Source organism: Rhizobium sp. GW821-FHT14E12, assembly GCF_058803745.1.
The window spans coordinates 24,173-49,964 of sequence record NZ_JBXAPH010000005.1 but is presented as its reverse complement, the minus strand read 5'-3'; the positions used below and the strand labels follow the sequence as shown (position 1 = coordinate 49,964).

Annotated in this window: 26 protein-coding genes and 1 tRNA gene; 13 read left to right on the top strand and 14 right to left on the bottom strand. The window is 59.8% G+C overall.

Annotation, left to right across the window (positions count from 1 at the left end; genetic code table 11):
* Positions 1 to 279: 279 nt before the first annotated feature.
* A complete protein-coding gene (locus AC1RO0_RS19590) occupies positions 280 to 1,743 on the bottom strand; it encodes a hypothetical protein (protein ID WP_498594478.1) in 1,464 nt (487 codons plus the stop codon).
* 102 nt (positions 1,744 to 1,845) lie between these two features.
* Here AC1RO0_RS19590 and AC1RO0_RS19585 point away from each other — a divergent pair, with 102 nt between their 5' ends.
* Complete coding sequence (locus AC1RO0_RS19585) at positions 1,846 to 2,241, top strand: hypothetical protein (protein ID WP_498594477.1); 396 nt, start codon at positions 1,846 to 1,848, stop codon at positions 2,239 to 2,241.
* A 376-nt stretch (positions 2,242 to 2,617) separates the two neighbouring features.
* Here AC1RO0_RS19585 and AC1RO0_RS19580 read toward each other — a convergent pair.
* Both AC1RO0_RS19580 and AC1RO0_RS19575 read right to left on the bottom strand, forming a co-directional pair.
* A tRNA-Arg gene (locus AC1RO0_RS19580) sits at positions 2,618 to 2,694 on the bottom strand.
* 120 nt (positions 2,695 to 2,814) lie between these two features.
* On the bottom strand, positions 2,815 to 3,975 hold the full coding sequence (locus AC1RO0_RS19575; RefSeq protein WP_498594476.1) for a M20 aminoacylase family protein: 1,161 nt from the start codon (positions 3,973 to 3,975) through the stop codon (positions 2,815 to 2,817).
* A 308-nt stretch (positions 3,976 to 4,283) separates the two neighbouring features.
* Between AC1RO0_RS19575 and AC1RO0_RS19570 the strand changes: the two genes are divergently transcribed.
* Together AC1RO0_RS19570 and AC1RO0_RS19565 are read left to right on the top strand one after the other, a co-directional pair.
* On the top strand, positions 4,284 to 5,450 hold the full coding sequence (locus tag AC1RO0_RS19570) for a D-alanyl-D-alanine carboxypeptidase family protein (protein ID WP_498594475.1): 1,167 nt from the start codon (positions 4,284 to 4,286) through the stop codon (positions 5,448 to 5,450).
* Positions 5,451 to 5,463: 13 nt separating this feature from the next.
* Entirely contained in the window at positions 5,464 to 6,648 is a 1,185-nt protein-coding gene (locus AC1RO0_RS19565) for a CobW family GTP-binding protein (RefSeq protein WP_498594474.1), read from the top strand.
* Positions 6,649 to 6,847: 199 nt separating this feature from the next.
* On the opposite strand, the gene AC1RO0_RS19560 is transcribed toward AC1RO0_RS19565, so the two are convergent.
* The 5 genes from AC1RO0_RS19560 to AC1RO0_RS19540 all read right to left on the bottom strand — a co-directional run bounded on the left by AC1RO0_RS19560 (position 6,848) and on the right by AC1RO0_RS19540 (position 10,765).
* Positions 6,848 to 7,081, bottom strand: coding sequence for a sulfurtransferase TusA family protein (locus AC1RO0_RS19560; RefSeq protein WP_498594473.1), 234 nt, complete (start codon positions 7,079 to 7,081; stop codon positions 6,848 to 6,850).
* On the bottom strand, positions 7,074 to 8,378 hold the full coding sequence (locus tag AC1RO0_RS19555; protein ID WP_498594472.1) for a L,D-transpeptidase family protein: 1,305 nt from the start codon (positions 8,376 to 8,378) through the stop codon (positions 7,074 to 7,076). Before AC1RO0_RS19555 ends, AC1RO0_RS19560 begins: the two co-directional genes overlap by 8 nt.
* Positions 8,379 to 8,608: 230 nt before the next feature.
* Positions 8,609 to 9,562 carry an acetyl-CoA carboxylase carboxyltransferase subunit alpha gene (locus tag AC1RO0_RS19550; RefSeq protein WP_498594471.1) on the bottom strand — a complete coding sequence of 318 codons (954 nt, stop codon included), beginning with the start codon at positions 9,560 to 9,562 and terminating at the stop codon, positions 8,609 to 8,611.
* A gap of 64 nt (positions 9,563 to 9,626) precedes the next feature.
* The gene (gene xerD / locus AC1RO0_RS19545) at positions 9,627 to 10,586 is read right to left on the bottom strand and encodes a site-specific tyrosine recombinase XerD (RefSeq protein WP_498594724.1); all 960 of its coding nucleotides are present in this window, start codon (positions 10,584 to 10,586) and stop codon (positions 9,627 to 9,629) included.
* A gap of 11 nt (positions 10,587 to 10,597) precedes the next feature.
* On the bottom strand, positions 10,598 to 10,765 hold the full coding sequence (locus AC1RO0_RS19540; protein WP_007690010.1) for a hypothetical protein: 168 nt from the start codon (positions 10,763 to 10,765) through the stop codon (positions 10,598 to 10,600).
* Positions 10,766 to 10,925: 160 nt separating this feature from the next.
* On the opposite strand from AC1RO0_RS19540, the gene AC1RO0_RS19535 reads away from it, so the two are divergent.
* Genes AC1RO0_RS19535 through AC1RO0_RS19525 form a run of 3 tightly spaced genes read left to right on the top strand, consistent with a single transcriptional unit; the run spans position 10,926 to position 13,953 of the window.
* Entirely contained in the window at positions 10,926 to 11,516 is a 591-nt protein-coding gene (locus AC1RO0_RS19535) for a shikimate kinase (RefSeq protein WP_498594470.1), read from the top strand.
* The gene (gene aroB, locus AC1RO0_RS19530; protein WP_498594469.1) at positions 11,513 to 12,646 is read left to right on the top strand and encodes a 3-dehydroquinate synthase; all 1,134 of its coding nucleotides are present in this window, start codon (positions 11,513 to 11,515) and stop codon (positions 12,644 to 12,646) included. The genes AC1RO0_RS19535 and aroB overlap by 4 nt, the downstream gene beginning before the upstream one ends.
* The gene (locus tag AC1RO0_RS19525; RefSeq protein WP_498594468.1) at positions 12,643 to 13,953 is read left to right on the top strand and encodes an HlyC/CorC family transporter; all 1,311 of its coding nucleotides are present in this window, start codon (positions 12,643 to 12,645) and stop codon (positions 13,951 to 13,953) included. Before aroB ends, AC1RO0_RS19525 begins: the two co-directional genes overlap by 4 nt.
* A 6-nt stretch (positions 13,954 to 13,959) precedes the next feature.
* Here AC1RO0_RS19525 and AC1RO0_RS19520 read toward each other — a convergent pair whose 3' ends face one another.
* Positions 13,960 to 14,247, bottom strand: a complete 288-nt coding sequence (locus AC1RO0_RS19520; RefSeq protein WP_449088423.1) for a BolA family protein — start codon at positions 14,245 to 14,247, stop codon at positions 13,960 to 13,962.
* A gap of 106 nt (positions 14,248 to 14,353) precedes the next feature.
* On the opposite strand from AC1RO0_RS19520, the gene AC1RO0_RS19515 reads away from it, so the two are divergent.
* The 4 genes from AC1RO0_RS19515 to AC1RO0_RS19500 all read left to right on the top strand — a co-directional run bounded on the left by AC1RO0_RS19515 (position 14,354) and on the right by AC1RO0_RS19500 (position 19,288).
* Positions 14,354 to 14,974 carry a J domain-containing protein gene (locus AC1RO0_RS19515; RefSeq protein WP_007689999.1) on the top strand — a complete coding sequence of 207 codons (621 nt, stop codon included), beginning with the start codon at positions 14,354 to 14,356 and terminating at the stop codon, positions 14,972 to 14,974.
* Between the two features lie 308 nt (positions 14,975 to 15,282).
* Positions 15,283 to 16,272, top strand: a complete 990-nt coding sequence (cobS, locus tag AC1RO0_RS19510) for a cobaltochelatase subunit CobS (protein WP_007689997.1) — start codon at positions 15,283 to 15,285, stop codon at positions 16,270 to 16,272.
* A gap of 17 nt (positions 16,273 to 16,289) precedes the next feature.
* Positions 16,290 to 18,188 (top strand): cobaltochelatase subunit CobT, encoded by a 1,899-nt coding sequence (gene cobT, locus AC1RO0_RS19505; protein WP_498594467.1) that lies wholly within the window; start codon positions 16,290 to 16,292, stop codon positions 18,186 to 18,188.
* An 83-nt stretch (positions 18,189 to 18,271) separates the two neighbouring features.
* Complete coding sequence (locus AC1RO0_RS19500; RefSeq protein WP_498594466.1) at positions 18,272 to 19,288, top strand: esterase-like activity of phytase family protein; 1,017 nt, start codon at positions 18,272 to 18,274, stop codon at positions 19,286 to 19,288.
* A gap of 48 nt (positions 19,289 to 19,336) precedes the next feature.
* Here AC1RO0_RS19500 and AC1RO0_RS19495 read toward each other — a convergent pair whose 3' ends face one another.
* Together AC1RO0_RS19495 and rpmB are read right to left on the bottom strand one after the other, a co-directional pair.
* On the bottom strand, positions 19,337 to 19,975 hold the full coding sequence (locus AC1RO0_RS19495; protein ID WP_498594465.1) for a queuosine precursor transporter: 639 nt from the start codon (positions 19,973 to 19,975) through the stop codon (positions 19,337 to 19,339).
* Positions 19,976 to 20,091: 116 nt separating this feature from the next.
* Positions 20,092 to 20,397: a 50S ribosomal protein L28 gene (gene rpmB, locus AC1RO0_RS19490; RefSeq protein WP_007693604.1), complete on the bottom strand. Its 306-nt coding sequence runs from the start codon at positions 20,395 to 20,397 to the stop codon at positions 20,092 to 20,094.
* Between the two features lie 244 nt (positions 20,398 to 20,641).
* On the opposite strand from rpmB, the gene AC1RO0_RS19485 reads away from it, so the two are divergent.
* Both AC1RO0_RS19485 and yddG read left to right on the top strand, forming a co-directional pair.
* Positions 20,642 to 21,418, top strand: coding sequence for a DUF3108 domain-containing protein (locus tag AC1RO0_RS19485; RefSeq protein ID WP_498594464.1), 777 nt, complete (start codon positions 20,642 to 20,644; stop codon positions 21,416 to 21,418).
* Between the two features lie 48 nt (positions 21,419 to 21,466).
* The gene (yddG, locus tag AC1RO0_RS19480) at positions 21,467 to 22,372 is read left to right on the top strand and encodes an aromatic amino acid exporter YddG (protein WP_498594463.1); all 906 of its coding nucleotides are present in this window, start codon (positions 21,467 to 21,469) and stop codon (positions 22,370 to 22,372) included.
* Positions 22,373 to 22,396: 24 nt separating this feature from the next.
* On the opposite strand, the gene AC1RO0_RS19475 is transcribed toward yddG, so the two are convergent.
* From AC1RO0_RS19475 to gloB, 3 genes are all read right to left on the bottom strand, one after another.
* Positions 22,397 to 23,554: an esterase gene (locus AC1RO0_RS19475; RefSeq protein ID WP_498594462.1), complete on the bottom strand. Its 1,158-nt coding sequence runs from the start codon at positions 23,552 to 23,554 to the stop codon at positions 22,397 to 22,399.
* 131 nt (positions 23,555 to 23,685) lie between these two features.
* A complete protein-coding gene (locus AC1RO0_RS19470; RefSeq protein ID WP_498594461.1) occupies positions 23,686 to 24,111 on the bottom strand; it encodes a cupin domain-containing protein in 426 nt (141 codons plus the stop codon).
* Positions 24,111 to 24,881 (bottom strand): hydroxyacylglutathione hydrolase, encoded by a 771-nt coding sequence (gloB, locus tag AC1RO0_RS19465; RefSeq protein ID WP_498594460.1) that lies wholly within the window; start codon positions 24,879 to 24,881, stop codon positions 24,111 to 24,113. The genes AC1RO0_RS19470 and gloB overlap by 1 nt, the downstream gene beginning before the upstream one ends.
* A gap of 55 nt (positions 24,882 to 24,936) precedes the next feature.
* Here gloB and AC1RO0_RS19460 point away from each other — a divergent pair, with 55 nt between their 5' ends.
* Complete coding sequence (locus AC1RO0_RS19460) at positions 24,937 to 25,716, top strand: class I SAM-dependent methyltransferase (protein ID WP_007693610.1); 780 nt, start codon at positions 24,937 to 24,939, stop codon at positions 25,714 to 25,716.
* Positions 25,717 to 25,792 lie beyond the last annotated feature (76 nt).

The following is a 25,792-nucleotide window of genomic DNA, read 5'->3' as shown; positions in this document are numbered from 1 at the left end:
GCACTAAACTGCAACCGTAAATTTAGCGTAATTAGGGGCCTATCAAAATAATATGCGTCGGGTGTCTGCGTTAACGATGACCTGCCACTGCGAATTTCATCCAGGATGGATTAGAGTCCGGCCCCTTATTGAACCGCTCCCAAACCGCTGGGGCTCTAGTCGCCGTTGGATGAAATTCGCAGTGGCAGGTCAAGAGGCAAACAGGCGGCCATGCTTCCTATCCATCCGGGACAGGAGGCATACCGACCGTTTAAAGGGACTTACAATCCGGATCAGTTACTAAATCGTGAAGAACTCAGATCGAGCCTTTGTAAGTTCTTTTTCCTTCTCCTGGAGTGCTGCTTCACGTATTTTTGCCCACCGCTGCAATCTTATTATCTCGTTGTACTCATTGCGCCGGTCGGTAGTGCTCTGTTCAACGATATTGGCTGGGGGGTCGAATGGCGCTTGATCGCCCTGCCAAGGAAGCGTTCTATCGGGATTGGGTGTCAAAGGCATAAGTGAACCGGTAAACGCAATAATCTGGGGCTGATCGATTCTAATGGTTGTTCCGTCGAATGATGCGTGCGTTGTCTGCTCATATGTCGACTCGGAATACGACCCAGAAATACTAAAGGGTCCCCATCCGGCTGACACCGATGCGGAAATTGCGCTGGTGATTGTCGTTTGATCATTATGGGAAAAGTTTGCTGTTATCTGCAGATTTCTCGCAACAATCATATATTGAGGAAGAAATGGGAAGACTCCAATAGGCCTCTCAGGCGGGTCTATGTTGAGATTTCCGCCATCAGATAGCAACCGGTATCCGAAAGCTGCCTTCCACCACCACCAGCGATAACCAAAAATATCCCGTACCAACCATTTTCTATCTATACGCACTCGCATGTATTCGAAACGAATATCTACGGCGGTGACATCACTATCAGAGTGGGAATAGGTACTACTCCCCGATGCACCACCTCCGATGCTAAATAGACCCCATCCTGCGCTTCCGCCTCCACCCCAAGATGTAGATTTTGAATAATTATAGGTGTCAGTTTCGTTGATTGTTTTCTCAAAAAGTGCCCAGGACGTGCCGGGAGAATTCCATTGCGAAACTGGTGGTATCAAAAAATTTTGGACGTAGGGACCTCGGTTGGGAGATACCTTGTCGTGAAATTGAAAGGTATTTTTGAATCCATTCCAAATGGTGAGCGGATTCCCTTCCGAAAGGTAGATCACTCGCGCCTGATTATTTTCGAACTCATTTCGCTTTCCCACAGTCTGCCAGTTATTAAGCGCATTCTGCATTTTGCCATATAGCTGCTGCAATTTTCCAGGAGCGGGATTTAAGCCATTTGCTTCTTGGGAGTACGCGTCCAGCGCGTCGTAGTAATAGCCGGAGAAGACTGTGTACGTTGCAAGATTATCCGAAATCCATTTGGTAAGTTCATCTATTTCTTTTTGCTCGTCTTTTGAAAGCTTTTTATACGGTAGAGCAGCGCTGTTTAATACCTGCCTATATTGCTCAGAAATAGAGCCGGTCAGTGGTGTGTATATAAACTTGGTGTCTATAAGATCATCCGTCAGAGAGGCCTGAATAGCCATATCATTACTATTGTCGCTCTCCCTGAGGTTGGTGCTTATGAATTGTCCCGGCTGCATCAGCGCATGAAACTCCCCGCTGGAAAGCCCATCGCCGAGAAATAATGGCTTTTCGAGTTCAGCGAAGATATTTTTCAGAAGCTTTAGATTGTCTGCCATAGCGCCCTCCATCTACAATCTGAGATATTTTTAACAAAAAAATAAAAGTTTACACAACTTTATTTTCATGGAATTCAATATGTGATTGCGGAGGATAGAATCATGAGAACTCTTGTAAAGTATATCATTACTGTTCTCGTTGCTTTTAGTATTTCAAATCAAGCATTTGCGGGTTGCGAATGCGCAATGAAACCAAAATACGTGGAGCGCTATGCCGTTCTTTATATAGCCTCATCTCCAGAAGGAGCAGAAGTTACTCTAACCAACGACGGCCAAACCCTAAGTGACAACACGGGGACGCCGTCTACAATATTTTTTCAAAAGAGCAAATTTCCCTACTCAGGCCAAACCTTGGGACTCCTAATTTACAAAGACTGCTTCAGACCGGAATTTGACCGGATCACAGTGAACCGGTGGTATCGTTCGAAAGCGGAAGCGTTGGCGAATCCCCATCAGGTTCGCCCACAGCTTCTGGCACTAAAGAATTGCACACCATGAATAGTGGCGACAGGAAAATAATTCAACTTTAGGGTAATTAAATAACCTGGGTCCGTTAGCTTGAACCGGGATGTTTCGCAATGAACAATGTTCGCCTTTCCGTCCTGTAGGTAAATCAAGAATCGATCTTGTAGGGCACGGAGCGACAAATTGTCGATTTCGTGTTCACCAACGACAAATTCGGGGCGTGTTGTGATCCAAATGTGTGAAAAAGCTTCCAAACTGCGATACCGATTCGTGCAGTGAAACTGCATTTCACATCGCGCTCAGAGTCTCCAAATGGAAGACACTTGGTCTAAGGTTGGTCTGATTGGAAAGCCACGACGCATTCACCTTTTGTGCGCATTGGTGAAGTCGTTAATTTTCATATAGTTATTGGTGATCTCGACGCGATTCGAACGCGTGACCCCCAGATTAGGAATCTGGTGCTCTATCCTGCTGAGCTACGAGACCACTTGAGATGATCCATACAAAAGCAAAGGCGCGAAGCCAAGCCCTTTTACGTCCTAGGGACAATTCGCTTTTGCGGTGCCGTGCGCCCTCGTCAGGCGCGCGGCAAATGGCGGCGGAGCCTCAGGCGCCGAGGCGCTGTTCGGCGAGGCGGACCCAATAGGAGACGCCGTGGGCGATAGCTTCATCCGTGAAGTCGTAGGCGGCGTTGTGCAGGCCTGCCGTGTCGCCATTGCCGATGAAGATGAAGGCGCCGGGGCGGGCGTTCAGCATGTAGGAGAAATCCTCGCCGCCCATCATCGGATCGACATCGGGGACGACGTTGCCCGCACCGGCGATGTCGCGGGCGGCGGCGAGTGCGTAGTCGGTCTCGTCGGCGTGGTTGAAGGTCACCGGATAGTTGCGCTGGAACTCGATATCGACTTCGGCGTCGTGGCTGGCGGCAATGCCGGCGACGATCTGCTTGAAGCGCCGCTCGGCGAGATCGCGGATGGCGGGATCGAGTGTGCGGACCGTGCCGGCGAAACCGGCATTGTCGGGAATGACGTTATAGGCGTTGCCGGCATTGAACTTGGTGACGGTGACGACCACGGACTTCAGCGGATCGGCACTGCGCGAGGCGATCAGCTGCAGGTTGGTGACGATCTGGGCACCGATGGCGATTGGGTCGATGGTCTTGTGTGGCAGGGCGGCATGGCCGCCGCGACCCTTGATGGTGACGGTGAATTCGTCCGTCGCCGCCATGATCGGCCCCTTGCGGATGGCGAACTGGCCGACCGGCAGGCCCGGCAGATTGTGCATGCCGTAGACCTCGGCGATTTCGAAGCGCTCCATCATGCCGTCCTTGACCATGGCGTCGCCGCCGGCGCCGCCTTCTTCGGCGGGCTGGAAGATCACGGCGACATTGCCGCTGAAATTGCGGGTCTCGGCGAGATATTTCGCGGCGCCCAGCAGCATGGCCGTGTGGCCGTCATGGCCGCAGGCATGCATCTTGCCGGGCGTGGTGGAGGCCCAGGGCTTGCCGGAGATTTCGGTGAGCGGCAGCGCGTCCATGTCGGCGCGCAGGCCGACGGTGCGGCCCGGTCCCTTGCCACGGATCAGGCCGACAACGCCGGTGCGGCCGATGCCGGTGACGACTTCATCGACGCCGAACGCCTTTAGCTTCTCGGCGACAAAGGCGGCGGTCTTTTCCACTGCGTAGAGGAGTTCCGGGTTCGTATGGATATGGCGGCGCCATTCGGTCACTTCGTCCTGAAGTTCGGCGGCTCTGTTCAAGATCGGCATATTGACTTTCCTGCTGCTCAATATCGGATTCGGGTTCGGCACTCGGTCTGGCAAACACGTCTCACCATCGCATCGCATGTTTCAAAGCGCTGCGCATGATCAAAAGGCTGTGATCCCAAACCATCCACTTTTCTGTCGAAAAAGAGTAAGATGGTCTGAATTCATGGAACTGGAGCACCCGTTTCGCCCTCGGCGAATGTATGGTCCTCCGGGTAAATAAACTCGTCGATCGCCTTTGCCTTCTCCTAGCCATATAGGTTAAATAGGCGGAGCTTTCGAGAGAATTTCGGACTTCTGAAGGATAGATCGTGCCGACGAAGCAGAATCGTTTGTATGCCGCCTTGCGGCTTGTTCCCATGGCCGCCGCCGCATCCATGCTTTTCGTGTCGACCGCTGAGGTGGCTAATGCCAATCCGCACGTCCTCGTCGATGCCAATACCGGTCGCGTGCTCGATCATCAGGAGGCCTTCAGCAAGTGGTATCCCGCCTCGCTGACCAAGCTGATGACGGCTTACGTCACCTTCCGCGCCATTCAGTCCGGGCAGGTCTCGCTCGACACGCCCGTCGTCATGTCCAAGCTTGCCTCCGCGCAGCCGGCCGCGAAGATGTACTTCAAGCCGGGCCAGAAGATGACGCTCGACAATGCCTTGAAGATGATGCTGGTCAAGTCGGCCAACGACCTCGCCATGGCCGTTTCCGAGACGATAGGCGGTTCGCAGCAGGGCTTCGTGGCGCGCATGAATGCGGAAGCGGCCCGTCTCGGCATGCTCGATACGCACTTCATCAATCCCAACGGTCTGCCCGGCCAGGGCCAGTATACGACCGCGCGTGACCTTGCTGTTCTGAGCGTCGCGCTGCGTCGCGAGTTCCCGCAATATGCCGGCTATTTCTCGCTGGAAGGCTTCACCAATGGCGTCAAGCAGGTACCGAATATCAACATGCTGATCGGCCGCTACGATGGCGCCGACGGCATGAAGACCGGCTTTATTTGCGCTGCCGGCTTCAACCAGATCGCGTCCGCCACCCGCAATGGCCGCACGCTGATCTCGGTCGTGCTCGGCACCGACAGCCTGGCGGCACGCGCCGACGATTCCGCCAATTTCCTGGAAAAGGGCTTCCAGAACCAGTTTTCCGGCAAGGACACGTTGGCAAGCCTCAGGCCCTATGGGCCGGGCCAAGATCAGGTCGCCGACCTCACCGCCGAGATCTGCAGCGCCAAGGGTGCGAAGATCCGCAGCGAAACGCGCGACGAAGCCGGCCGCATGAAGGTGACCTCGCCCTATATCCACGAAATGGATCACGAGCCGAACTTCGTTTATGCCGGCCTGATCGGCGGGCAGGACGCTGCGACCGCGAGCAAGGGCGACAAGACCGACCTGACGGCCAAGGGCGACAAGGCCACGAAGGGCGACAAGATCGCCACCTCGGGTTCCGCCGCCGGCATCCCGATCCCCATGCCGCGTCCCACCTTCTGATCGGATCCGAACCATGAGCAATCCGCAGCAGAGGGTGCCGGTATCGATCCTCACCGGTTTTCTCGGAGCCGGTAAATCGACGCTTCTGAACCGTATCCTCAAGGATCCGGATATGCGTGACGCGGCCGTCATCATCAACGAGTTCGGCGATGTCGGCATCGATCATCTTTTGGTCGAAAGCTCTGGCGATGCCATCATCGAACTCTCCGATGGCTGCCTCTGCTGCACCGTGCGCGGCGAGCTTGTGGATACGCTGGCGAACCTGATGGACGCCATGCAGACCGGCCGCATCCGGCCGCTGAAGCGCGTCGTCATCGAGACGACCGGCCTTGCCGATCCGGCGCCGGTGATGCAGTCGATCATGGGCAATCCGATCATCGCCAACAATTTCGATCTGGACGGCGTGATCACCGTCGTCGACGCCGTCAACGGCTTGCAGACCCTCGACAATCATGAGGAAGCGCGCAAGCAGGTGGCGGTCGCCGACCGGCTGATCGTTTCCAAGACCGGTATTGAGGGTGCTGCTCCCGTCGGTGCCTTGGAAAGCCGGCTAAGGATGCTCAATCCACGGGCGCAAATGCTGAAGGCCGACAGCGACGAGGCCGGCCGCGCGGCCATTCTCGTCAATGGTCTTTACGACCCCGCCTCGAAGATCGCCGATGTCGGCCGCTGGCTGCATGACGAGCTGGAGGCGGATGATCACGACCATGTTCATCACCACCACGACCATAACCATGACCATGACGGACATGGGCACCATCACCACCATGGACATCATCATGGCCACCGGCATCAGCATGCCCATGACGTGACCCGTCATGACGGCTCGATCCGGTCCTTCTCGATCGTCGAGACGCAGCCGATCGATCCGGTCGCGCTGGAAATGTTCATCGATTTGCTGCGGTCCGCGCATGGCGAGAAGCTCTTGCGCATGAAGGCGATCGTTTCCGTGTCCGACAGGCCGGAGCGTCCGGTGGTGCTGCATGGCGTGCAGAATATCTTCCACCCGCCGGTGCGTTTGCCCGCCTGGTCCGATCCGAACGACCGGCGCACGCGCATGGTGATCATTACCAAAGATCTGCCGGAGGATTTCGTGAAGGGCCTGTTCGACGCGTTCTTGAGCAAGCCGAGCATCGACACGCCGGATCGCGCCGCACTTCAGGACAATCCGCTGGCCGTTCCGGGCATGCGGTTTTGAGAACCTAATATCTACCTAGATCACGCAACCCGCCTCGCCCTTCGAGGACCCTGCGGGTCGCCTCAGGGTGAGGCTGATCTTTGTGCATTGCCGCCAAGTTCGTTATCGTTGAAGTCGGGCGGAACTCGCTCCATCCTCATGGTGAAGTGGGAGCGCAGCGACCCTCGAACCACGAGGATGGCCCACCGGCTGCAACTGTTTAACCCCTGCGGATCACGAACCGATGACCTTTGTCAGTCTTCTCGCTGGCAAGCAGGATATGCCCCTGCTCGTTGCAGAGATGCGGGATGTCGATGATCGCCAGGGGATCGGTCGTCTCAACGGTTAAGACCGCGCCGCTTGGCATGCCGCGCAGGCGTTTTTCCGTTTTGATCGCTGGATGTGGGCATTTCAGCCCGCGCAGGTCGTAGACCCCGTCGTCCAGGCTATTCACCCTTGGCCCAGAACTTCCAGAAGGGCGGCTTCTTGGTCGTGTCGGTCTGCGCGGTTTCCACCGGCGGCTGCGCGTAGGCGAGCGGCGCGCTGACCATGGGGTTCATCGGGTTGGCCATCGGGATCGGCACATTCGCGGGAATATTGGCCGCGACAGCGATATCGCCGGTCTGAAGCGGCTGCTCCGCGACAGGACCCACTGGAGCCGGAGCGGCGGTTGCCATGCGGATGCTCGCCGTCGTCGGATTGGCGATGGTAGCGCCGCGGGCGATCTGCTGTGCCGACTGGTTCGACATCATCGATTCCAGGTCGGCGACCTTCATCATCTTGCCAGCGGCGAGTGCCGTGCCGGTCGGGGCATAGGCGAGGTCGTGGCCCTTGCGCTGCTTGGCAACGACGGCCTTGCGCTCGGCTTCGGTCGGGTCATACCAGGCCATGCCGTCGAATTTCTTCAGGGAAGCGCTGTAGTCGGCCTGATATTGCTTGTCATAGGTCGCAAGCGCGGTTTGCAGTGCCGGCGGCGTCGTCATCACCGGGCATTTGCCGCCGGCGGTGAACGGGCCGCCGGACTGCTGGTTGAAGACGTATTTCTTCTCGCAGACCTCGACTTCCGGCGGGCGCTTCGTCACTTCGAAATTGTCGTAGCCGACCTTCAGCATCTTCCAGAATTCGATGTTGGAGCTGAGGCGGTGCTTGACCATGTTTTCCGCCGTCATGCGGAAGGGGAAGGCTTCCAGCTGGATTGTCTTCTGGCCGCCCTTGAAGGCGTCGCGCGCGAAGGCATAGATTTCCAGTACCTGCTGGTCGGTCATCGAATAGCAGCCCGACGACGAGCAGGCGCCGTGGATCATCAGGTTGTTGCCGCTGCGGCCATTGGCTGCGTCATAACGGTTCGGAAAACCGGTATTGATGGCGAGATAATATTTGGAATTCGGATTGAGGTTGGCCGGCGTCAGATTGTAGAAGCCTTCCGGCGCCTGCCGGTCGCCTTCCTTCACCTTCGGGCCGAGACGGCCGGACCAGGCACAGATGCTGTAGCTGGCGATCACCTCGAAGCGATTGTTCTGGTTCGCCTTGAGGATCTCCATCGTACCTTCTTCCTTGAAGATACGGATCATGATCGGCGAATTGCGGTCCATGCCCTTTTTGGTCATGTCGGCAAGGATGCGGTCGGGGAGCGGCTGCTCGACCTTGTTCTTTACCTTCGACAGGTCGATCGACGCGGTATCGAGCGCGTCGTTGCAGCTCGCGAGAGCGAGCGCCATCAGGGACATATAGGCAAGGTGACGGATGCGCATTCTGACAGAGTCCATAGATGCGAAGAGCGGCCGTACGATCTGTTTCGCCGCCCCCTTCGAAACATGAAACAGAAGCATAGACGGCTTATACTTGATAATTCCTTACCAGCCTATGACGCGCCCGTCGGGCGCCCGCAAGCTTTTCTTTGCCAATAATGCTTCGATAACAAGAATGTGGCCAAGATTTGGCCTCATTCCCGTTCCGAACGATCAGGAATCTCGAACCGAAGTTAGAGATTGCGACCCATATTGAGGAATTTCTGACGGCGGTCGCCGCGCAATTGTTCGCCCGAACGGCTGGAGAGCTCGCCGAGCGCGTTGAAAATCACGTCGCCGGCCGCCGCGATCACCGTCTGCGGGTCGCGATGCGCGCCGCCGAGCGGTTCGGGGATGATGCCGTCGATGATGCCGAGACCCTTGAGGTCCTCGGCGGTGATTTTCATGTTGGTGGCGGCTTCCTTGGCGCGGGTGGAATCGCGCCAGAGGATCGAGGCCGCACCTTCGGGCGAAATCACGCTGTAGATCGAATGTTCGAGCATGTAGACGCGGTTGCCGACGGCGATCGCGATCGCGCCGCCCGAGCCGCCTTCGCCGATGACGACGGAGACGATCGGCACTTTAAGGCCAAGGCACATTTCCGTGGAGCGGGCAATCGCTTCCGCCTGGCCGCGTTCTTCGGCGCCGACGCCGGGATAGGCACCCGCGGTATCGACGAGGGTGATCACCGGAAGCTGGAAACGGTCGGCCATTTCCAGGATGCGGATCGCCTTGCGATAGCCTTCGGGGCGCGCGCTGCCGAAATTGTGCTTCAGGCGCGACTTGGTGTCGTTGCCTTTTTCCTGGCCGAGGACGGCGACGGGCTGGCCGCGGAAGCGGGCGAAGCCCGCCTGAATGGCGGCATCCTCGGAAAACTTGCGATCGCCGGCCAGCGGTGTGAATTCCGTGAACAGCGCTTTGGCATAGTCGACGAAATGCGGGCGCTGCGGATGGCGGGCAACCTGGGTCTTCTGCCAGGCGTTGAGCTTGGAATAGATGTCGGCCATCGACTCGCGAACGCGAATCTCGAGCCGGCCCACTTCGTCCGAAGTGTCGATGCTCTCATCTTCGCTCGCGAGCTTCTTGAGCTCGTGAATCTTGCCTTCGAGGTCCGAGATGGGTTTTTCGAAGTCGAGATAATTGTGCATGAGGTGCGTTTCCGATCCTTTTGCCTGTGACGAGAGACGGCCCGTATAAATCTATGTGCCGGTCCTATTCCTGTTTTTTGCCCTGTTTGGCAAGGGGGTGATGCGTTTGCACCAGCTGGTGAAGGCGTTCTTCCAGTACATGTGTGTAGATTTGTGTCGTCGAAATGTCGGAATGGCCAAGCAATTCCTGCACCACACGCAAATCTGCTCCGTTGGCAAGCAGGTGGCTGGCGAAGGCGTGGCGCATGACATGCGGCGAGATCAGCGACGGCGTCAGGCCGGCGCGGATAGCCAGATCCTTCAGGTCGCGCGCGAAAACCTGCCGCGGCAGATAGCCCTGCTTGGAGGCGGCGGGAAAGAGCCAGGGGCTTTCCGGTGCCGGCTGCTTGGCGCTTGCCGCCACCTGCGTCTGAAGCTTGCCATAGGTTCTCAGCGCCGCGATGGCCGATTGCGACAACGGCACCAGCCGCTCCTTGTTGCCCTTACCGCAGATCATCAGGAAGCGCCCTTCCTGGTCCAGCACCTTGGCCGGCAGGGTAACGAGTTCGCTGACGCGCATGCCGGTGGCATAGAGCAGCTCGAGGAGAACCAGCATGCGCAGGTGCTGCAATTGGTCGGGGCCTTCTTCGGCTGCTTCCTTTTCCGCCTGGGTGAGAAGGCGCGTCACTTCCTCGACCCCCATGGTCTTCGGCAAGGCGCGGCCCTTCTTCGGCGCGTCGAGAATACCGGTCGGATCGTCCGTGCGCAGCCCCTCGGCATAAAGGAACTTGTAGAACTGGCGCATGGCCGAAAGCCGGCGTGCCTGTGACGACGGCTTGAAGCCCTGGCGTGAGAGGCTGGAGAGATAGGCGCCGAGATCGTTCGATCCGGCCTCGGTCAGGCGGACGCTACGCTCGGACAGAAAGGAGTGGAGGTCGTCGAGATCGCGCTCGTAGGATTGCAGCGTGTTGACCGCCGCGCCACGTTCCGCGCTCATCATTTCCAGAAAGGCTTCCATATGGACGCGGCTCAAATCCCTCGCCATGACTTCAGCCCTCATGGCTTCACCGAGCCGGTCGTCGGCGGGTTGATCCGTTCCGACGGTAGGCGGATCGTCACGTCGCGTGGCTGCGGATCGACGAAGAGAACCAGAGCCCACATTGCCCCATACACCGATCCGGCGATGACCGCGCAGATGACGAGGAAGCGAAACAGGGTCGGCATCTAAAAAATCTCCTCGTCCCAATCATTGGTCCGGTGACATATTGTAATCATATCCATCAAGCGTTAGCCGAAGGATATTGCAGAGATGTTTACGTCGCTGCGTCTTGACGCTACGGGCGCATTTGACGATACCGTTTCCAAACAAATTGTGAATGGGCCGATGAGTGAACAAGTCCTAACCCTTGGAGAAAGCCTTAAAGACAGGGCGCGCGCCGCACTGGGCACGCGTAATCTTGTCTTCGTCGGGCTGATGGGGGCCGGTAAATCTTCGATCGGTCGGGTGGTGGCAAACCAGCTGGGCATTCCTTTCGTCGATACGGATATCGAGATCGAGCGCGTGTCGCGCATGACGATCCCGGAACTGTTTGCCGCTTACGGCGAAGAGGAGTTCCGGGCGCTGGAAATGCGGGTGATCAAGCGGCTGCTCAAGGGCGGGCCGCGCGTCGTCTCCACCGGCGGCGGCGCCTTCATCAACGAACGCACGCGCCGGCATGTCAAACGCAGCGGTTTGTCGGTCTGGCTGAAGGCCGATCTCGATGTGCTGTGGGAGCGCGTCAGCAAGCGCGATACGCGGCCGCTGCTCAAAACCGAGAACCCGAAACAGACCCTCGAAAGACTGATGAACGCGCGCTATCCGATCTATGCGGAAGCCGATCTCGTGGTTTGGTCCCGCGATGTGAACAAGGATATCATGGTCAATGAAGTCCTTGTGGCCATCGCCGAGGGAAGACAGGAAAGCAAGACGCCATGAATGCGATCACATCCGCGCCTGCGGAACGCCTTGTCCGCGTGCCGCTCGGCGAGCGCGCCTATGATATTTTGATCGGGCCAGGTCTGATCGCCCGCGCCGGCGCGGAGATCGCCGCTAGGCTGAAGGGCCGCAAGGCCGCCGTCATCACCGATGAAAACGTCGCGCCGATCTATCTCGATGCGCTGACAGCGAGCCTGCAGGCGGCGGGTATCCAGTCGTCCAGCCTAATCCTGCCGGCCGGCGAGAAGACCAAGAGCTTTGAGCATCTGATGACCGTCTGCGACGCCGTGCTCACGGCGCGCATCGAGCGCAACGACGCTGTCATCGCACTTGGCGGCGGTGTCATCGGCGACCTCTCCGGCTTTGCCGCCGGTATCGTGCGCCGTGGTGTTCGTTTCGTGCAGGTGCCGACCTCGCTGCTGTCGCAGGTCGATTCCTCCGTCGGCGGCAAGACCGGCATCAACACGCATCACGGCAAGAACCTGGTCGGCGTCTTTCATCAGCCGGACCTGGTGCTTGCCGATACCGACGTGCTGAACACGCTCAGCCAACGCGAATTCCGTGCTGGCTATGCCGAAGTCGCCAAATACGGCCTGATCGACAAGCCGGATTTCTTCGCCTGGCTGGAAGCGAACTGGCGGGATGTGTTTTCTGGCGGTGCCGCACGCATCGAGGCGATCGCCGCAAGCTGCCAGGCGAAATCCGATGTCGTCGTTGCCGACGAGCGCGAAAACGGCCCGCGAGCACTGCTCAATCTCGGCCATACCTTCGGTCATGCCCTGGAGGCGGCCACCGCCTATGACAGCCGGCGGCTGGTGCATGGCGAGGGGGTGGCGATCGGCATGGTGCTGGCGCATGAGTTTTCTGCGCGCCTCAATCTGGCAAGCCCGGATGATGCCAAGCGCGTCGAGGCGCATCTGAAGGCGGTCGGCCTGCCGACGCGCATGGGCGATATTCCGGGCGCGCTGCCGCCGGCCGAAGTGCTGATGGATGCGATCGCGCAGGACAAGAAGGTCAAGAGCGGACAGCTCACCTTCATCCTCACCCGCGGCATCGGCCAGTCCTTCGTGGCCGATGATGTCCCGTCCTCCGAAGTTCTGAGTTTCCTCAGGGAAAAACATCCGCAATGACGGTTGAAGGCACGCTGGCGGTTTTGTTGGAATATTGGCCCGAAATCATCTCGATTGTCGTGCTCGTGCTGCTGTCGGCGTTTTTCTCCGGTTCGGAAACCGCGCTGACGGCGGCCTCGCGCAGCCGCATTCACACGCTGGAGGCCAATGGCGACGAGCGGGCGGGGATCGTGCGCAAGCTGATCGAACGCCGCGACCGCCTGATCGGCGCGCTGCTGATCGGCAACAATCTTGCCAATATTCTGGCGTCGTCGCTGGCTACCAGCGTGTTTCTCGGTCTCTTCGGCAATTCCGGTGTTGCGCTGGCAACGCTGGCCATGACCGTCATCCTCGTCATTTTCGCGGAAGTGCTGCCGAAGAGCTGGGCGATCTCGGCGCCGGATCGGTTTGCGCTCAATGTCGCCGGCACAGTGCGCCTCTTCGTCGCCGTCGTCGGTCCGATATCGAGTTTCGTCAATGCCATCGTCCGGCAGATTCTTGGCGTCTTCGGCATCAACCTCTCCAGGGAAGTGTCGATGTTGTCGGCGCATGAGGAGCTGCGCGGCGCCGTCGACCTGCTGCATCGCGAGGGATCGGTGGTCAAGGCCGACCGCGACCGTCTGGGCGGCGTGCTCGATCTCGGCGAGCTGGAACTCTCCGACATCATGGTCCACCGCACTGCGATGCGTGCCATCAATGCCGACGATCCGCCCGATGTCGTGGTGCGCGCCATTCTCGATAGCCCCTATACGCGCATGCCGCTCTGGCGTGGCACGATCGACAACATCATCGGCGTCGTGCACGCCAAGGATCTCCTGAGGGCGCTGGCCGAGCGCAATGCCGAGCCGGAGAACCTGGATATCGTCAAGATCGCCCAGAAGCCCTGGTTCGTGCCCGACAGCACCAATCTCGAAGACCAGCTGAATGCCTTCCTGCGCCGCAAGCAGCATTTCGCCGTCGTCGTCGACGAATATGGCGAGGTGCAGGGCATCGTCACGCTGGAGGATATTCTGGAAGAGATCGTCGGCGATATCGCCGACGAGCACGATCTGGATATCCAGGGTGTGCGCCAGGAGGCGGACGGCTCGATCGTCGTCGACGGCGTCGTGCCGATCCGCGACCTGAACCGCGCGCTTGACTGGCACTTGCCGGACGAGGAGGCAACGACGATTGCCGGCCTGGTCATCCACGAATCGATGACCATCCCCGAAGAGCGTCAGGCCTTCACCTTCTACGGCAAGCGCTTCATCGTCATGAAGCGGGAAAAGAACCGCATTACCAAGCTCCGTATTCGCCCCGCCGAGACGGAAGAGAACAAGCCGGAATAAGGCTCTCTACCAACGCACCGCTTCTCCAGGCGCTGCCGGTTCCACGGCGAGCGCGTGCAGTCCTGCATCCAATTCCGGTTTCAAAAGCTCGTTGATCGCCCTGTGGCGGGCAAGGCGCGGCATGCCGGCGAACTTGGCGGAGACGATGCGAACTCTTATATGAGTCTCGCCGGTTCCGGTCATGTCGGGCTGGTGGCCGGCGTGCATGTGGCTTTCGTTGATGACCGCGAGACGCTCGGGCGCGAAGGCGTCAGCGAGCTTTTTTTCAATGCGGGATTGCAGCGTCGTTTCCATATTCCCGCCATGTCCTCGTTCGCGAAAAAGGTTCCCACAAAGCCTATAACATTCCCATTTGTCAATTCTTGTTGTGGGGTAATCGAGGCCTCATAATTAGGGCGTCATGAAACTTGATTCAAAATATTTCGATCGCATTCGAACCCGCCGCAGACGTGAGCCGGAGCCCGAACAGGCGCCGCCGACATGCCAGTGGGATGGCTGCGACAAAAAAGGTACGCATCGTGCTCCGGTCGGGCGCAATGCGGAAGGGCAGTTCTTTTTGTTCTGCTTCGAGCACGTCAAGGACTATAATAAGGGCTACAATTACTTCTCCGGCCTCTCGGACGGCGAGATCGCGCGCTACCAGAAGGAAGCGATCACCGGCCACCGTCCGACCTGGACCGTCGGCGTCAACAAGGCGGCGAAGAACAGCCCTCTGCAATCGGAAGTCCGCTCCGGCGCCTATACCCGGGTTCGTGATCCCTTCGGCTTCGTCAAGGATGGCGACGGCCGCGGCAGCGGGCCGCGCTTTCCGGAGCAGCGCAAGCTGAAGACGCTCGAGGCAAAGGCCTTCGATACGATGGGCCTCGGCGCCAACGCCACCTCGACGGAAATCAAGAGCCGCTACAAGGAACTGGTGAAAAAGCACCATCCGGATGCCAATGGCGGCGACCGTGGCTCGGAGGAGCGCTTCCGCGCGGTCATCCAGGCCTATCAATTATTGAAACAGAACGGTTTTTGTTAATTCCTGTCCTTGCTCTCCGTCTTCAATCAGGTATGGTCCAAATCGGCTGAAGCCGTGGGCAACCGCGGCAGGGTGCGCAATTGGCTGGCTGCACCTCGGCCGACTTTCCGGACGCGGCGTTTCTTGTCCGGGACTCTGTTCAAGAATGCTCGCAAGCGGTCATTTCATCGCGTCGAGGTTTCGCTTCAGTCCCGGAGAAGTATCGCCGATGTTCCGACCAGACGGATGCGGGCAATAAACTGCGGCGTCATGATACAAATGGCTGAGATTGATATGGCTGGGTGACAGTCACCCGCCTTGGAGACATGATGAGCAAGATTGACCTTGATATTTCCGAGACTCCCGACACCACCGTTTCGGTCCGTGACGTCTTTGGCATCGATTCCGATATTCGCGTTCCGGCCTACAGCAAGGGCGGCGCTTACGTTCCTGATCTCGACACCGACTATCTGTTCGACCGCGAGACGACGCTCGCCATTCTCGCCGGTTTTGCCCATAACCGCCGCGTGATGATTTCGGGCTACCACGGCACCGGCAAATCCTCGCATATCGAGCAGGTCGCCGCCCGCCTCAACTGGCCCTGCGTGCGTATCAACCTCGACAGCCATGTCAGCCGTATCGATCTCGTCGGCAAGGACGCGATCGTCGTCAAGGACGGGCTGCAGATCACCGAATTCAAGGACGGCATCCTGCCCTGGGCCTACCAGCACAATGTCGCGCTCGTCTTCGACGAATACGATGCCGGCCGCCCGGACGTGATGTTCGTCATCCAGCGCGTGCTGGAATCCTCCGGCCGCCTGACACTGCTCGACCAGAGCCGCGTCATCCGTCCGCACCCGGCCTTCCGTCTGTTCGCGACTGCCAACACCATCGGCCTCGGCGACACGACCGGCCTTTATCACGGTACGCAGCAGATCAACCAGGCGCAGATGGACCGTTGGTCGATCGTCACGACGCTGAACTACCTGCCGCACGAGAACGAGGTCAACATCGTGCTCGCCAAGGTGAAGTCCTTCCGCACGGAGAAGGGCCGCGACACTGTATCCAAGATGGTTCGCGTCGCCGATCTGACCCGCGCCGCCTTCATGAACGGTGACCTGTCGACCGTCATGAGCCCGCGTACGGTCATCACCTGGGCGGAAAATGCGGAAATCTTCGGCGATGTCGCCTTCGCCTTCCGTGTCACCTTCCTCAACAAGTGCGATGAACTGGAGCGGCCGCTGGTCGCCGAGCATTATCAGCGCGCCTTCGGCATCGAGCTGAAGGAAAGTGCCGCCAACATCGTGCTCGAAGCCTAAGGAAGAACCGACAAGTCATGTCAGGTCGCGGAGACAATTCCAAAGCGAAGCCGGGCGCTCCGGTGGACATGGAGCCGTTGCGTCGGGCGATTACCGGCTGCGTGCGCTCGATCGCCGGCGACGCCGAGGTCGAGGTCGCCTTCGCCAACGAGCGCCCGGGAATGACGGGCGAGCGCATTCGCCTGCCGGAGCTTTCGAAGCGGCCGACGGCGCATGAGCTGGCGGTGACGCGCGGTCTCGGCGATTCGATGGCGCTCAGGCTTGCCTGCCATGATGCCCGCGTGCATGCCGTCATGGCGCCGCAGGGTGCCGATGCCCGTTCCATCTTTGATGCCGTCGAGCAGGCGCGGGTCGAATCGATCGGTGCGCTGCGCATGAGCGGGGTGGCTTCCAACATCAGCTCGATGAATTCGGAGAAATACGCCAAGGCGAATTTCTCCGGCATCGAGCGGCAGGAGGATGCGCCGATCGGTGAAGCGATGGCGATGATCGTGCGCGAGAAGCTGACCGGTCAGAAGCCACCGGAAAGCGCCGGCAAGGTGCTCGACCTCTGGCGGTCCTTCATCGAGGAAAAAACCGGCGGCGAACTCGACAATCTCACCTCCAGCATCAACGACCAGCAGAGCTTTGCCCGCGTCGTTCGCAGTATGTTGACGGCCATGGAAATGGCCGAGGAATACGGCGACCAGGAGATGGAGCCGGATTCCGACGAGGAGTCTGCAGAAGAGGACAAGCCGAGCGGCGAAGATCAGGACGACCAGGATGTCGAGAGCGACGATGGCTCCGACTCCGCGCCCGCCGAGGACAGCGAAGCCTCCGACGAGCAGATGGACGACGGCGAGATGGATGGCGCCGAAATCTCCGACGACGACATGAGCGAAGAGGGTGAAGAGGATTCGGAGACGCCGGGCGAAACCCGCCGTCCGAACACGCCCTTTGCCGACTTCAACGAAAAGGTCGACTACCACGTCTTCACCGAGGAATACGACGAGACCACGACGGCGCAGGAACTCTGCGATACGGCCGAGCTCGAGCGCCTGCGTGCTTTCCTCGACAAGCAGCTCGCGCACCTGCAGGGCGCCGTCGGGCGGCTCGCCAACCGCCTGCAGCGTCGCCTGATGGCGCAGCAGAACCGCTCCTGGGACTTCGATCTCGAAGAAGGCTATCTCGATCCGGCGCGTCTGACGCGTCTGATCATCGACCCGATGCAGGCGCTGTCCTTCAAGATGGAGCGCGATACGCAGTTCCGCGATACGGTCGTGACGCTGCTGATCGACAATTCCGGTTCGATGCGCGGCCGGCCGATCACGGTTGCCGCCTCTTGCGCCGATATTCTGGCGCGCACGCTGGAGCGCTGCGGCGTCAAGGTCGAGATTCTCGGCTTCACCACCAAGGCCTGGAAGGGCGGGCAGGCGCGCGAAAAGTGGCTCGCCGGCGGCAAGCCGCAGACGCCGGGGCGCCTCAACGACCTGCGCCATATCATCTACAAGTCCGCTGATGAACCTTACCGGCGGTCGCGCGCCAATCTCGGCCTGATGATGCGCGAGGGGTTGCTCAAGGAAAATATCGACGGCGAGGCGCTGATCTGGGCGCATAACCGCCTGCTTGGCCGCCGCGAGCAGCGCCGCATCCTGATGATGATCTCGGATGGTGCGCCGGTCGACGATTCGACACTGTCGGTCAATCCGGGCAACTATCTGGAACGGCACCTGCGCGCTGTCATCGAGCAGATCGAGACGCGCTCGCCGGTGGAACTCCTGGCGATCGGTATCGGCCATGACGTTACGCGCTACTATCGCCGCGCCGTGACGATCGTCGACGCCGACGAATTGGCCGGCGCCATGACCGAGCAGCTCGCCTCGCTGTTCGAGGATCAGGCGAGCCAGCCGCGCTCGCGCATGCGCCGCGCAAGCTGAATCTCTTAGGCTGTGCAGCATCGGCCGTTCGGCCGGTGCGCGTACTGATAGCCGTCCCGATCCCGTAGGCCCCGTGAGAGCCCATGAAACGTTTCTGCCGTGCGACCATGCTCGTGATGCTGCTCGCCGGCTGCGCCGCCGTGGATACGCCGGAAGGTGGCCCGGCGGAGATTCATGCGACGGCGATCTCGGCCTTCAAACCCGGTTCCGGGCAGACCCGCTTCGGCGCGCTCGAGTTCCTGGGCGGTCTTGAGCTTAGCTCTGGTAATTCCCTCTTCGGTGCTGTCTCCGCTATCCGCTTTCGTCCAGATCAGCGCCGTTTCATCTCGGTGCTGGATACCGGCCACTGGCTGACCGGGACCATCGAGCGCGATGGGGATGGCAGGCTGAAGGGCATTGCCGATGCGCGCATCATGCCGATGATCGATCGCCGCGGCATGACGGATGCCGGCAAGGGGGCGATGGATGCGGAGGGGCTGGCGCTTAGGGGCGACCATGTGCTCGTCAGCTATGAGCAGTATCACCGGGTCGATGCCTATCCCGACCCCGGTTTCGAGACATCGTCGCCCGATGGCACCATTCCGATTCTCATCTCGCGAAAGGAATTGCGCGCCAACCGCAGCCTCGAAGCCTTGATGATCGCGCCGCAATCGAGCCCGCTTGCGGGTGCTGCGGTGATCGTCGCGGAGGATAGCCTGGACGATCAGGGCAACATGCTGGCGGCGATCTTGGATGGGCCGCTGAAGGGCCGCTTCACCGTGCGGCATTCCGACGATTTCGACGCCAGCGACGGCGTGTTTCTGCCGGATGGCGATCTGCTCCTGTTGGAGCGGCGCTTCGATCTGGCGCATGGCATCGGCGTGCGAATCCGCCGTATTGCCGGCGGCGATATCAGGCCGGGCGCGGTCGTCGACGGCACCGTTATCTTCGAGGCCAATTCCAGTTACCAGATCGACAATATGGAAGGGCTGGACGCCTTCAGCGCGGCCGACGGCACGATCCATCTGATCATGGTCTCCGACGACAATCATTCGATCTTGCAGCGAAGCCTGATGCTAGAGTTTCGGCTGCGCGACGAGAGCCTGGTCAGCCTGAATTGAAAAGCCCGCGACTTGCACGGGCTTTTTCGTATTTATAGCGGCCGGTATTTATGCAGTCGGCGCCTGCTGGATCGGCTTCAGCATGTTCATCAGCGCGCCGTAGGGCAGCAGCATGACGAGGCCGACCGTCACCTTCACCGAGAAATCGCCGATCGCCCAGGAGATCCAGCGCGGGGCCGATGTGGAAAACACGCCGAGGATGGGCGCCCAGTCGATGGCGAAGGGATCGTTCGGGCCGAAGAAGACGAACAGGGGCGCGAAGGCGAAGGAGAAGAAGATCAGCGTGTCGAGCATCGAACCGATCAGCGAACCGAACAGCGGCGCGCGCCACCATGCCATGCGGCGCAGGCGGTTAAACACCGAGATGTCGAGCAGCTGGCCGGCGAGATAGGCCGAGCCGGAAGCAATTGCGATGCGCGGCTGGGCGGTGACGAAGGAGAGCGCGACACCGACGACGAAGCCGGCGAATACCACTTTGCGCGCGGCCTTCGGGCCGAACTGGCGATTGGTCAGGTCGGTGATCAGGAAGGCGACGGGATAGGTGAAGGCGCCCCAGGTCAGGATGTCGGCAAGATTGATGCCGGCGAGCGTCGCCTGCAGTGGATACTGCACGAGGATGTTCGAGGCGACGACGACAAGCGTCATCAGCAGAACGTAGATCAGGGTATGGCGCGATTTCATAAGCATTTTTTTATCCTGGGAGATGCCACCAGTTGGAGTGAAAACCGGACATGGGAAAAGGCTTGCCCGGAGATGATCCGTGCAAGCCTCTCAGCCCGTATGCTAGTCAGACGTACTAAAGCTTAAGCGGCTACAGCAGCAGCGGCTTCGGCAGTCTTCTTGATGATCTGGCGACGCAGCAGGCGCGCACGCTGGCTGAGCTCGTTTTCGCTGGCCTTCAGAAGGAAAGCGTCGAGACCGCCACGATGCTCGACCGAACGGAGGCCTGCAGCGGAAACGCGCAGACGATAACGCTGGCCAAGAACGTCAGAGATCAACGTGACCTGGCAGAGGTTCGGAAGGAACCGACGCTTGGTCTTGTTGTTGGCGTGGCTGACATTGTTGCCCACGAGGACGGCCTTGCCGGTCAATTCGCACATGCGGGACATGGAACACCTACTTTTGTTTTTCTCGGCCGCTGAAAAGTCGTTCCGGGCAAAACCCATCGCGCAATCCAACAGGCCATAATTGGAAAGTTGCGGTTCTATAGTCAGAGCAGCCGTCCGCGTCAAGCCAAACCTTGAGCTTTCCCGCAATTCCGTCAAAAAGCTGCTATTTTCTGGCGGTCGCAGTAAGCGCATAAAGCGCCTATATATCTTGCCTGCTCTTTGTTGTTTGGTGAAGGCTTCGGTGATGATTCATTTTCGGAAGTGGCTCTTTCTTTCGGCCCTGGTAGCGTCGATGCCCCTGTCGGCATCGGCCGATCCGGTGCGGCATGAAACCCAATACCGCGTTTCGCTTGCCGGCCTTCCGATCGCAAGGGCGGATTTCAAGACCGAGGTCAAGGACAAGCAGTTCACCATCCGCGGCGATATCACCTCGTCGGGTCTTGCCGATCTCGTCACCTCGATAAACGCGAGAACGGATGTGACCGGCGTGGTCAGTGACAGCAAGCTGCAGGCGACGCATTATACGCTCTACTACAAGAGCGGCAAACGGGAGCGTACCTATGACGTCGCCTATACCGACGGCAATGTGACCTCGAACAGTATCACGCCGGAACCGAATCGGCCGGCGAGCTGGATTCCGCTTGGTGGCGGCGATCTGAAATCGGTTCTCGACCCGATTTCCGGCATGATTTTCCCGGCGACGCCTAAGCTCAATCTCTGCAACCAGACCCTGTCCGTCTTCGACGGCGAAATGCGGATGGATTTGAAACTGTCGCCGAAGGGGTCGCATCCGTTCTCGACGGATGGTTTCAAGGGTAAGACGATCGCCTGCGGCGTCCGCTTCACCCCGAAGAGCGGCTACAAGTCAACACGCAAGGACTATCTCTATCTCGCCAAGAGCGACGGGATGGAGATCTGGTTTGCCAAGGCCGAGGTCATGAATGTATATGCTCCGGTTTACGTCCGCATCCCGACGCAATATGGGACCGTGACGATCACCGCCGTCAAATACGGCAGTTAAGAGGGTTTTCGCGGCGGAGCTGCCCGCGGCGACGGACCGGGGGCAGAGTTGAAGTTTCGCGCGACATTGACGGGGTTCACGGCCATCGTGATGTGGTCGTTTCTGGCGCTGCTGACGGTCGCGTCCGGCAAGATGCCGCCGTTCCAGCTGCTCGCCATCTGTTTCGCCATCGGCAGCATCCCCGGTATCGTCGTTCTCGCATTGAGGCCTGAACGCCTGCGACTGCTGCGCCAGCCGGCCAAGGTTTGGATCATCGGTATCGCCGGGTTGTTCGGCTATCATTTCCTCTATTTCACGGCATTGCGCCGGGCGCCTCCGGTCGAAGCCGGACTGATCGCCAATCTCTGGCCTCTCTTGCTCGTTGTCGGTTCGGCGTTGCTGCCGGGTGAGAGGCTGCGCTGGTATCACATAGTCGGGGCGCTGATGGGGCTTGCCGGCACGGTGCTGATCGTCGGCCGTAACGGATTTCACTTCGAGGGTGCCTACGCCATCGGCTATGGCGCTGCTTTCCTCTGCGCCTTCACCTGGTCCGGCTATTCGCTGATCACACGCCGCTTCGAGGCGGTGTCGACCGATGTCGTGACGATCTTTTGCATGGCGACCTCGGCCCTTTCTCTGGTGTGTCATCTCGGACTGGAGGACACGATCTGGCCGGAGACGGCATCGCAGTGGACAGCGGTGCTGGGGCTCGGGCTCTTTCCGGTTGGCGCCGCCTTCTATGCCTGGGATTATGGCGTCAAGAACGGCGATATTCAAATTCTCGGCGCGGCGAGCTATGCCGCACCGCTGCTGTCGACCTTGATCCTGACGCTTTTCGGCTTTGCCGAGCCGAGCTGGGGTATCGCGCTTGCCTGCCTGCTGGTCACCGGCGGCGCGGTTCTGGCCGCGCACCGAATGATCCTGCGCCGCGATAGTGGTGCGGCGGCGCAGGCGGAAGTGGCAGAACGGGCGTAGTTTACGCGCCCGAAGCGGACCGTGTTATTTCTTGAAGACCTTCTCCAGAAACGCCACCAGCGACGGCCGCCAGACATCCATCTCATGCTGGAGGTCCGGATATTCGTGATAGTCGTGGGCAATCTTCTTTTCGTCCAGGATTGCCTTGAGCCCGGCTATATCCTTGCCGGTGACCTGGTCCTTCGAGCCGACCGTCACCGTGAAGCCGCGCAGTGCCTTGTTGATCTTGTCAGGATCGTTCAGCGCGGCATCAACGGCTTTGTTCGGCACGGTGGTCGTCGAGACGCCGCTGAAGGTCGCAACCCAACCGAAGGTGCCGAGATGCGAGAGGCCGGAGACAAGCGCCTGATATCCGCCCTGCGACAGGCCCACGACCGCGCGTCCGTCGGCATTGTCGCGCACCCGGTAGTGCTTCTTCATGTAGGGGATGAGGTCCTGGGTCAGCTCCCGGTCGGCCGCGTCCGCGTTGATCGGATAGAAATTCTTGCGGCGGTCGGCGCCGGGGAAATTCTCGGCGATCGCGTCCGGAATATCGGTTTCCGTGTCGGGAATGACGACGATCATCGGCTCGATCTTCTTTTCCGCGAGAAGATTGTCGAGGATCTGCGGTGCCCGGCCCTGGGTCACCCAGGAGGCCACTGTGTCGCCGAAGCCGTGATAGAGATAGACGACCGGAAGTGGCTTTGAGGCGTCGGTGTAGCCGGGCGGCGTATAGACATACATCTGCCGCTCGGAATTCAGCGCCTTGGAATGGAGCGTCACCAGCCTGAGGTCGCCATGCGCGACGTTGCGGGTGTCGAGGATGCTGCCAGGCACCAGAATGAGGCTGGTATTCACCTGCCGCTGCGGCTTGGGCGCATTGGCGCCGGTGTCGATGCTGCGGAAACCGTCGATGTTGAAATAATATTCATAGAGATTGGGTTTCAGCGGCTCGCTCTTGGCGCTCCACACGCCGTCGTCGCTACGTTGCAGCGCGACTGGATCGCGCGAGCCGAGAACGACGGACACGGCCTTGGCCGAGGGGGCATAGAGGCGGAAGGTGATCGACCCGTCTTTTTCGACGGAGGTGACGAATTCCTTCAATGGCCGATCCGCCGGCGGTGAGGCGGGGGCATCAAGGGCCAGGACGGGAACACTCATGACGCAGCCTGCCACGACGAACAAGGGAAATAACAAACGCACCAGAAAACCTCCTCCGAATGAATCAATAGTCTCTCTCCCGGTCTAAAGCTGACACAGTGCGAAGGTTTTTCAAGGCGGCAGGTGCACGCAGCGGCCCTGGGTCGCTTATCGCGTCGATGAATGGTAAATGTTTAGGACGAGGCGGGCTTCCAGTCCGGGGGCGCCATTTCGAAACTGGAAAATTCAAAACCGGGCGCGACCGTGCAGCCGACCAGGGTGAAGTCGCCGAGGCTTTCGGCGGACTGCCACCAATCGGCGGGAATGATCGCCTGCGGGCGCTCACCTTTCGGAAGATCGACGCCGAGGACGATCGTCTCGCTCGCCTTGCCATCGGCGGAGCGGTGCAGAGCGAGCGGTGCGCCGGCATAGTAGTGCCAGACCTCGGCCGCATCGTGCACCCGATGCCAATGCGAGCGTTCGCCGGCCTGCAGCAGGTAGTAGATCGCGGTGGAATGACCGCGCTCGCCGCCGTGATCGTCCCGGAATGTCTGGACATACCAGCCGCCTTCCGGATGTGGCTGCATGGAGAGCGCTTGGATGATGTCTTGTGGCCGCATCAGAAATTATCCTTGCGCTTGCGGATCTCGGTAAAGACCTCTTCGTTGCTGCGGCTTTCCATCAGAAGATGCCGGCGGATCGACGGGTCGGCGGCGCGCAGGAAGGGGTTGGTTTCCTTCTCCAGCGCCAGCGTCGTCGGAATGGTGAATTTGCCCGCGGCCCGTAGCGCCTCGATATCGGCGGCACGGCTTTTCAGCCGTTCATTGTCGGGGTCGATCGTCAGGGCGAAACGGGCGTTGGACAGGGTATATTCGTGACCGAAATAGATCGCCGTCTCGTCCGGCAGCACGGCAAGTTTCTGCAATGATGCCCACATGTCCATCGCCGGGCGTTCGAACAGCCGGCCGCAGCCGAGCGCGAACAGCGTGTCGGCGGCAAACAGCAGCTTGTCGTCGACGAAGTGGTAACAGATATGGCCGGCGGTGTGGCCGGGCGTCTCGATGACATTGACGGTATGATTGCCGAACTCGAAGCTATCGCCGTCGCCATAAGCACGGTCGAGGCCTGGAATGGCGACGGCCTCACCGATCGGGCCGATGATCTCGCAGCCGAATTGCTCCTTCAGCGCCAGATTGGCGTCGACATGGTCGGTGTGGTGATGGGTGGTGAGGATGTGGGTGATCGTCCAGCCGCGCCGTTTGGCGGCTGCCAGAATGGGGCCGGCCTCCGGGGCGTCGATCGAGGCGGTATAGCCGGTTTCGGGGTCGTGGACCAGGACGCCGAAATTGTCGGAGCGGCAAATAAATACCTCTAATTCCAAAGGTTTCATGGTCGAAATCGTCCTTATTTCACGGGGGTTGATTCGAAATGTAGGTGGTTCGGCCTTGAAGTCCAACGCTCGGCTGATAACATTTGAGGCAATGCACGCCGATATCGTCGACCTCCGCCAATTCTATCATTCCGAGCTCGGTCGCTTGGCGGAGCAATCTATTACCATGGCGCTGTCCTCGATCTGGGCGCGCCTGCCCGAGGAGCGTCTTGTCGGTCTCGGCTATGCCGTTCCCTATCTCGACCGTTTCCGCGCCGACACAGAGCGCACCTTCGCCTTCATGCCGGCGGGGCAGGGGGCGGTGAACTGGCCGATGGATTCGGCTTCCTCGACGGCGCTGATCTTCGACGAGGAGCTGCCGCTGCCGGACAGCTCCATCGACCGGGTGCTGATGGTGCATTCGCTGGAATTCGCCGAGAGCCCGCGCGAGACGCTGAAGGAGCTGTGGCGGGTGCTGGCGCCCGGAGGCCGGCTTGTCATCGTCGTGCCGAACCGCAGGGGCGTCTGGGCGCGCATGGAGCATACGCCCTTCGGCTCCGGCCGGCCCTATTCGCGTGGCCAGCTCACCTCGCTGTTGCGCGAGACCAATTTCACGCCGGGGGCGACAGCCGAGGCATTGCTCTTTCCGCCCTCGAAGCTGCGCACGGTCCTGAGCCTCAGGCGCGCTTTCGAGCGGGTCGGGCGCACGCTCTGGCCGGCCTTTTCCGGTGTTATCATCGTCGAGGCGCAGAAGCGGCTCTATCAGGGCCTGCCGGTTGCCGTCCGCGCTTCGCGTCGCGTCTTCGTGCCGGTGCTGGCGCCGCGTGGCATACCGACGACGCGCGATGGGGTTTGACGCCATCTCTTGCCGTGCAAACACTCGACAAATTCGTCAATCCGCTTTAATGCGACGGGGTGTTTAAAGCCGGTCT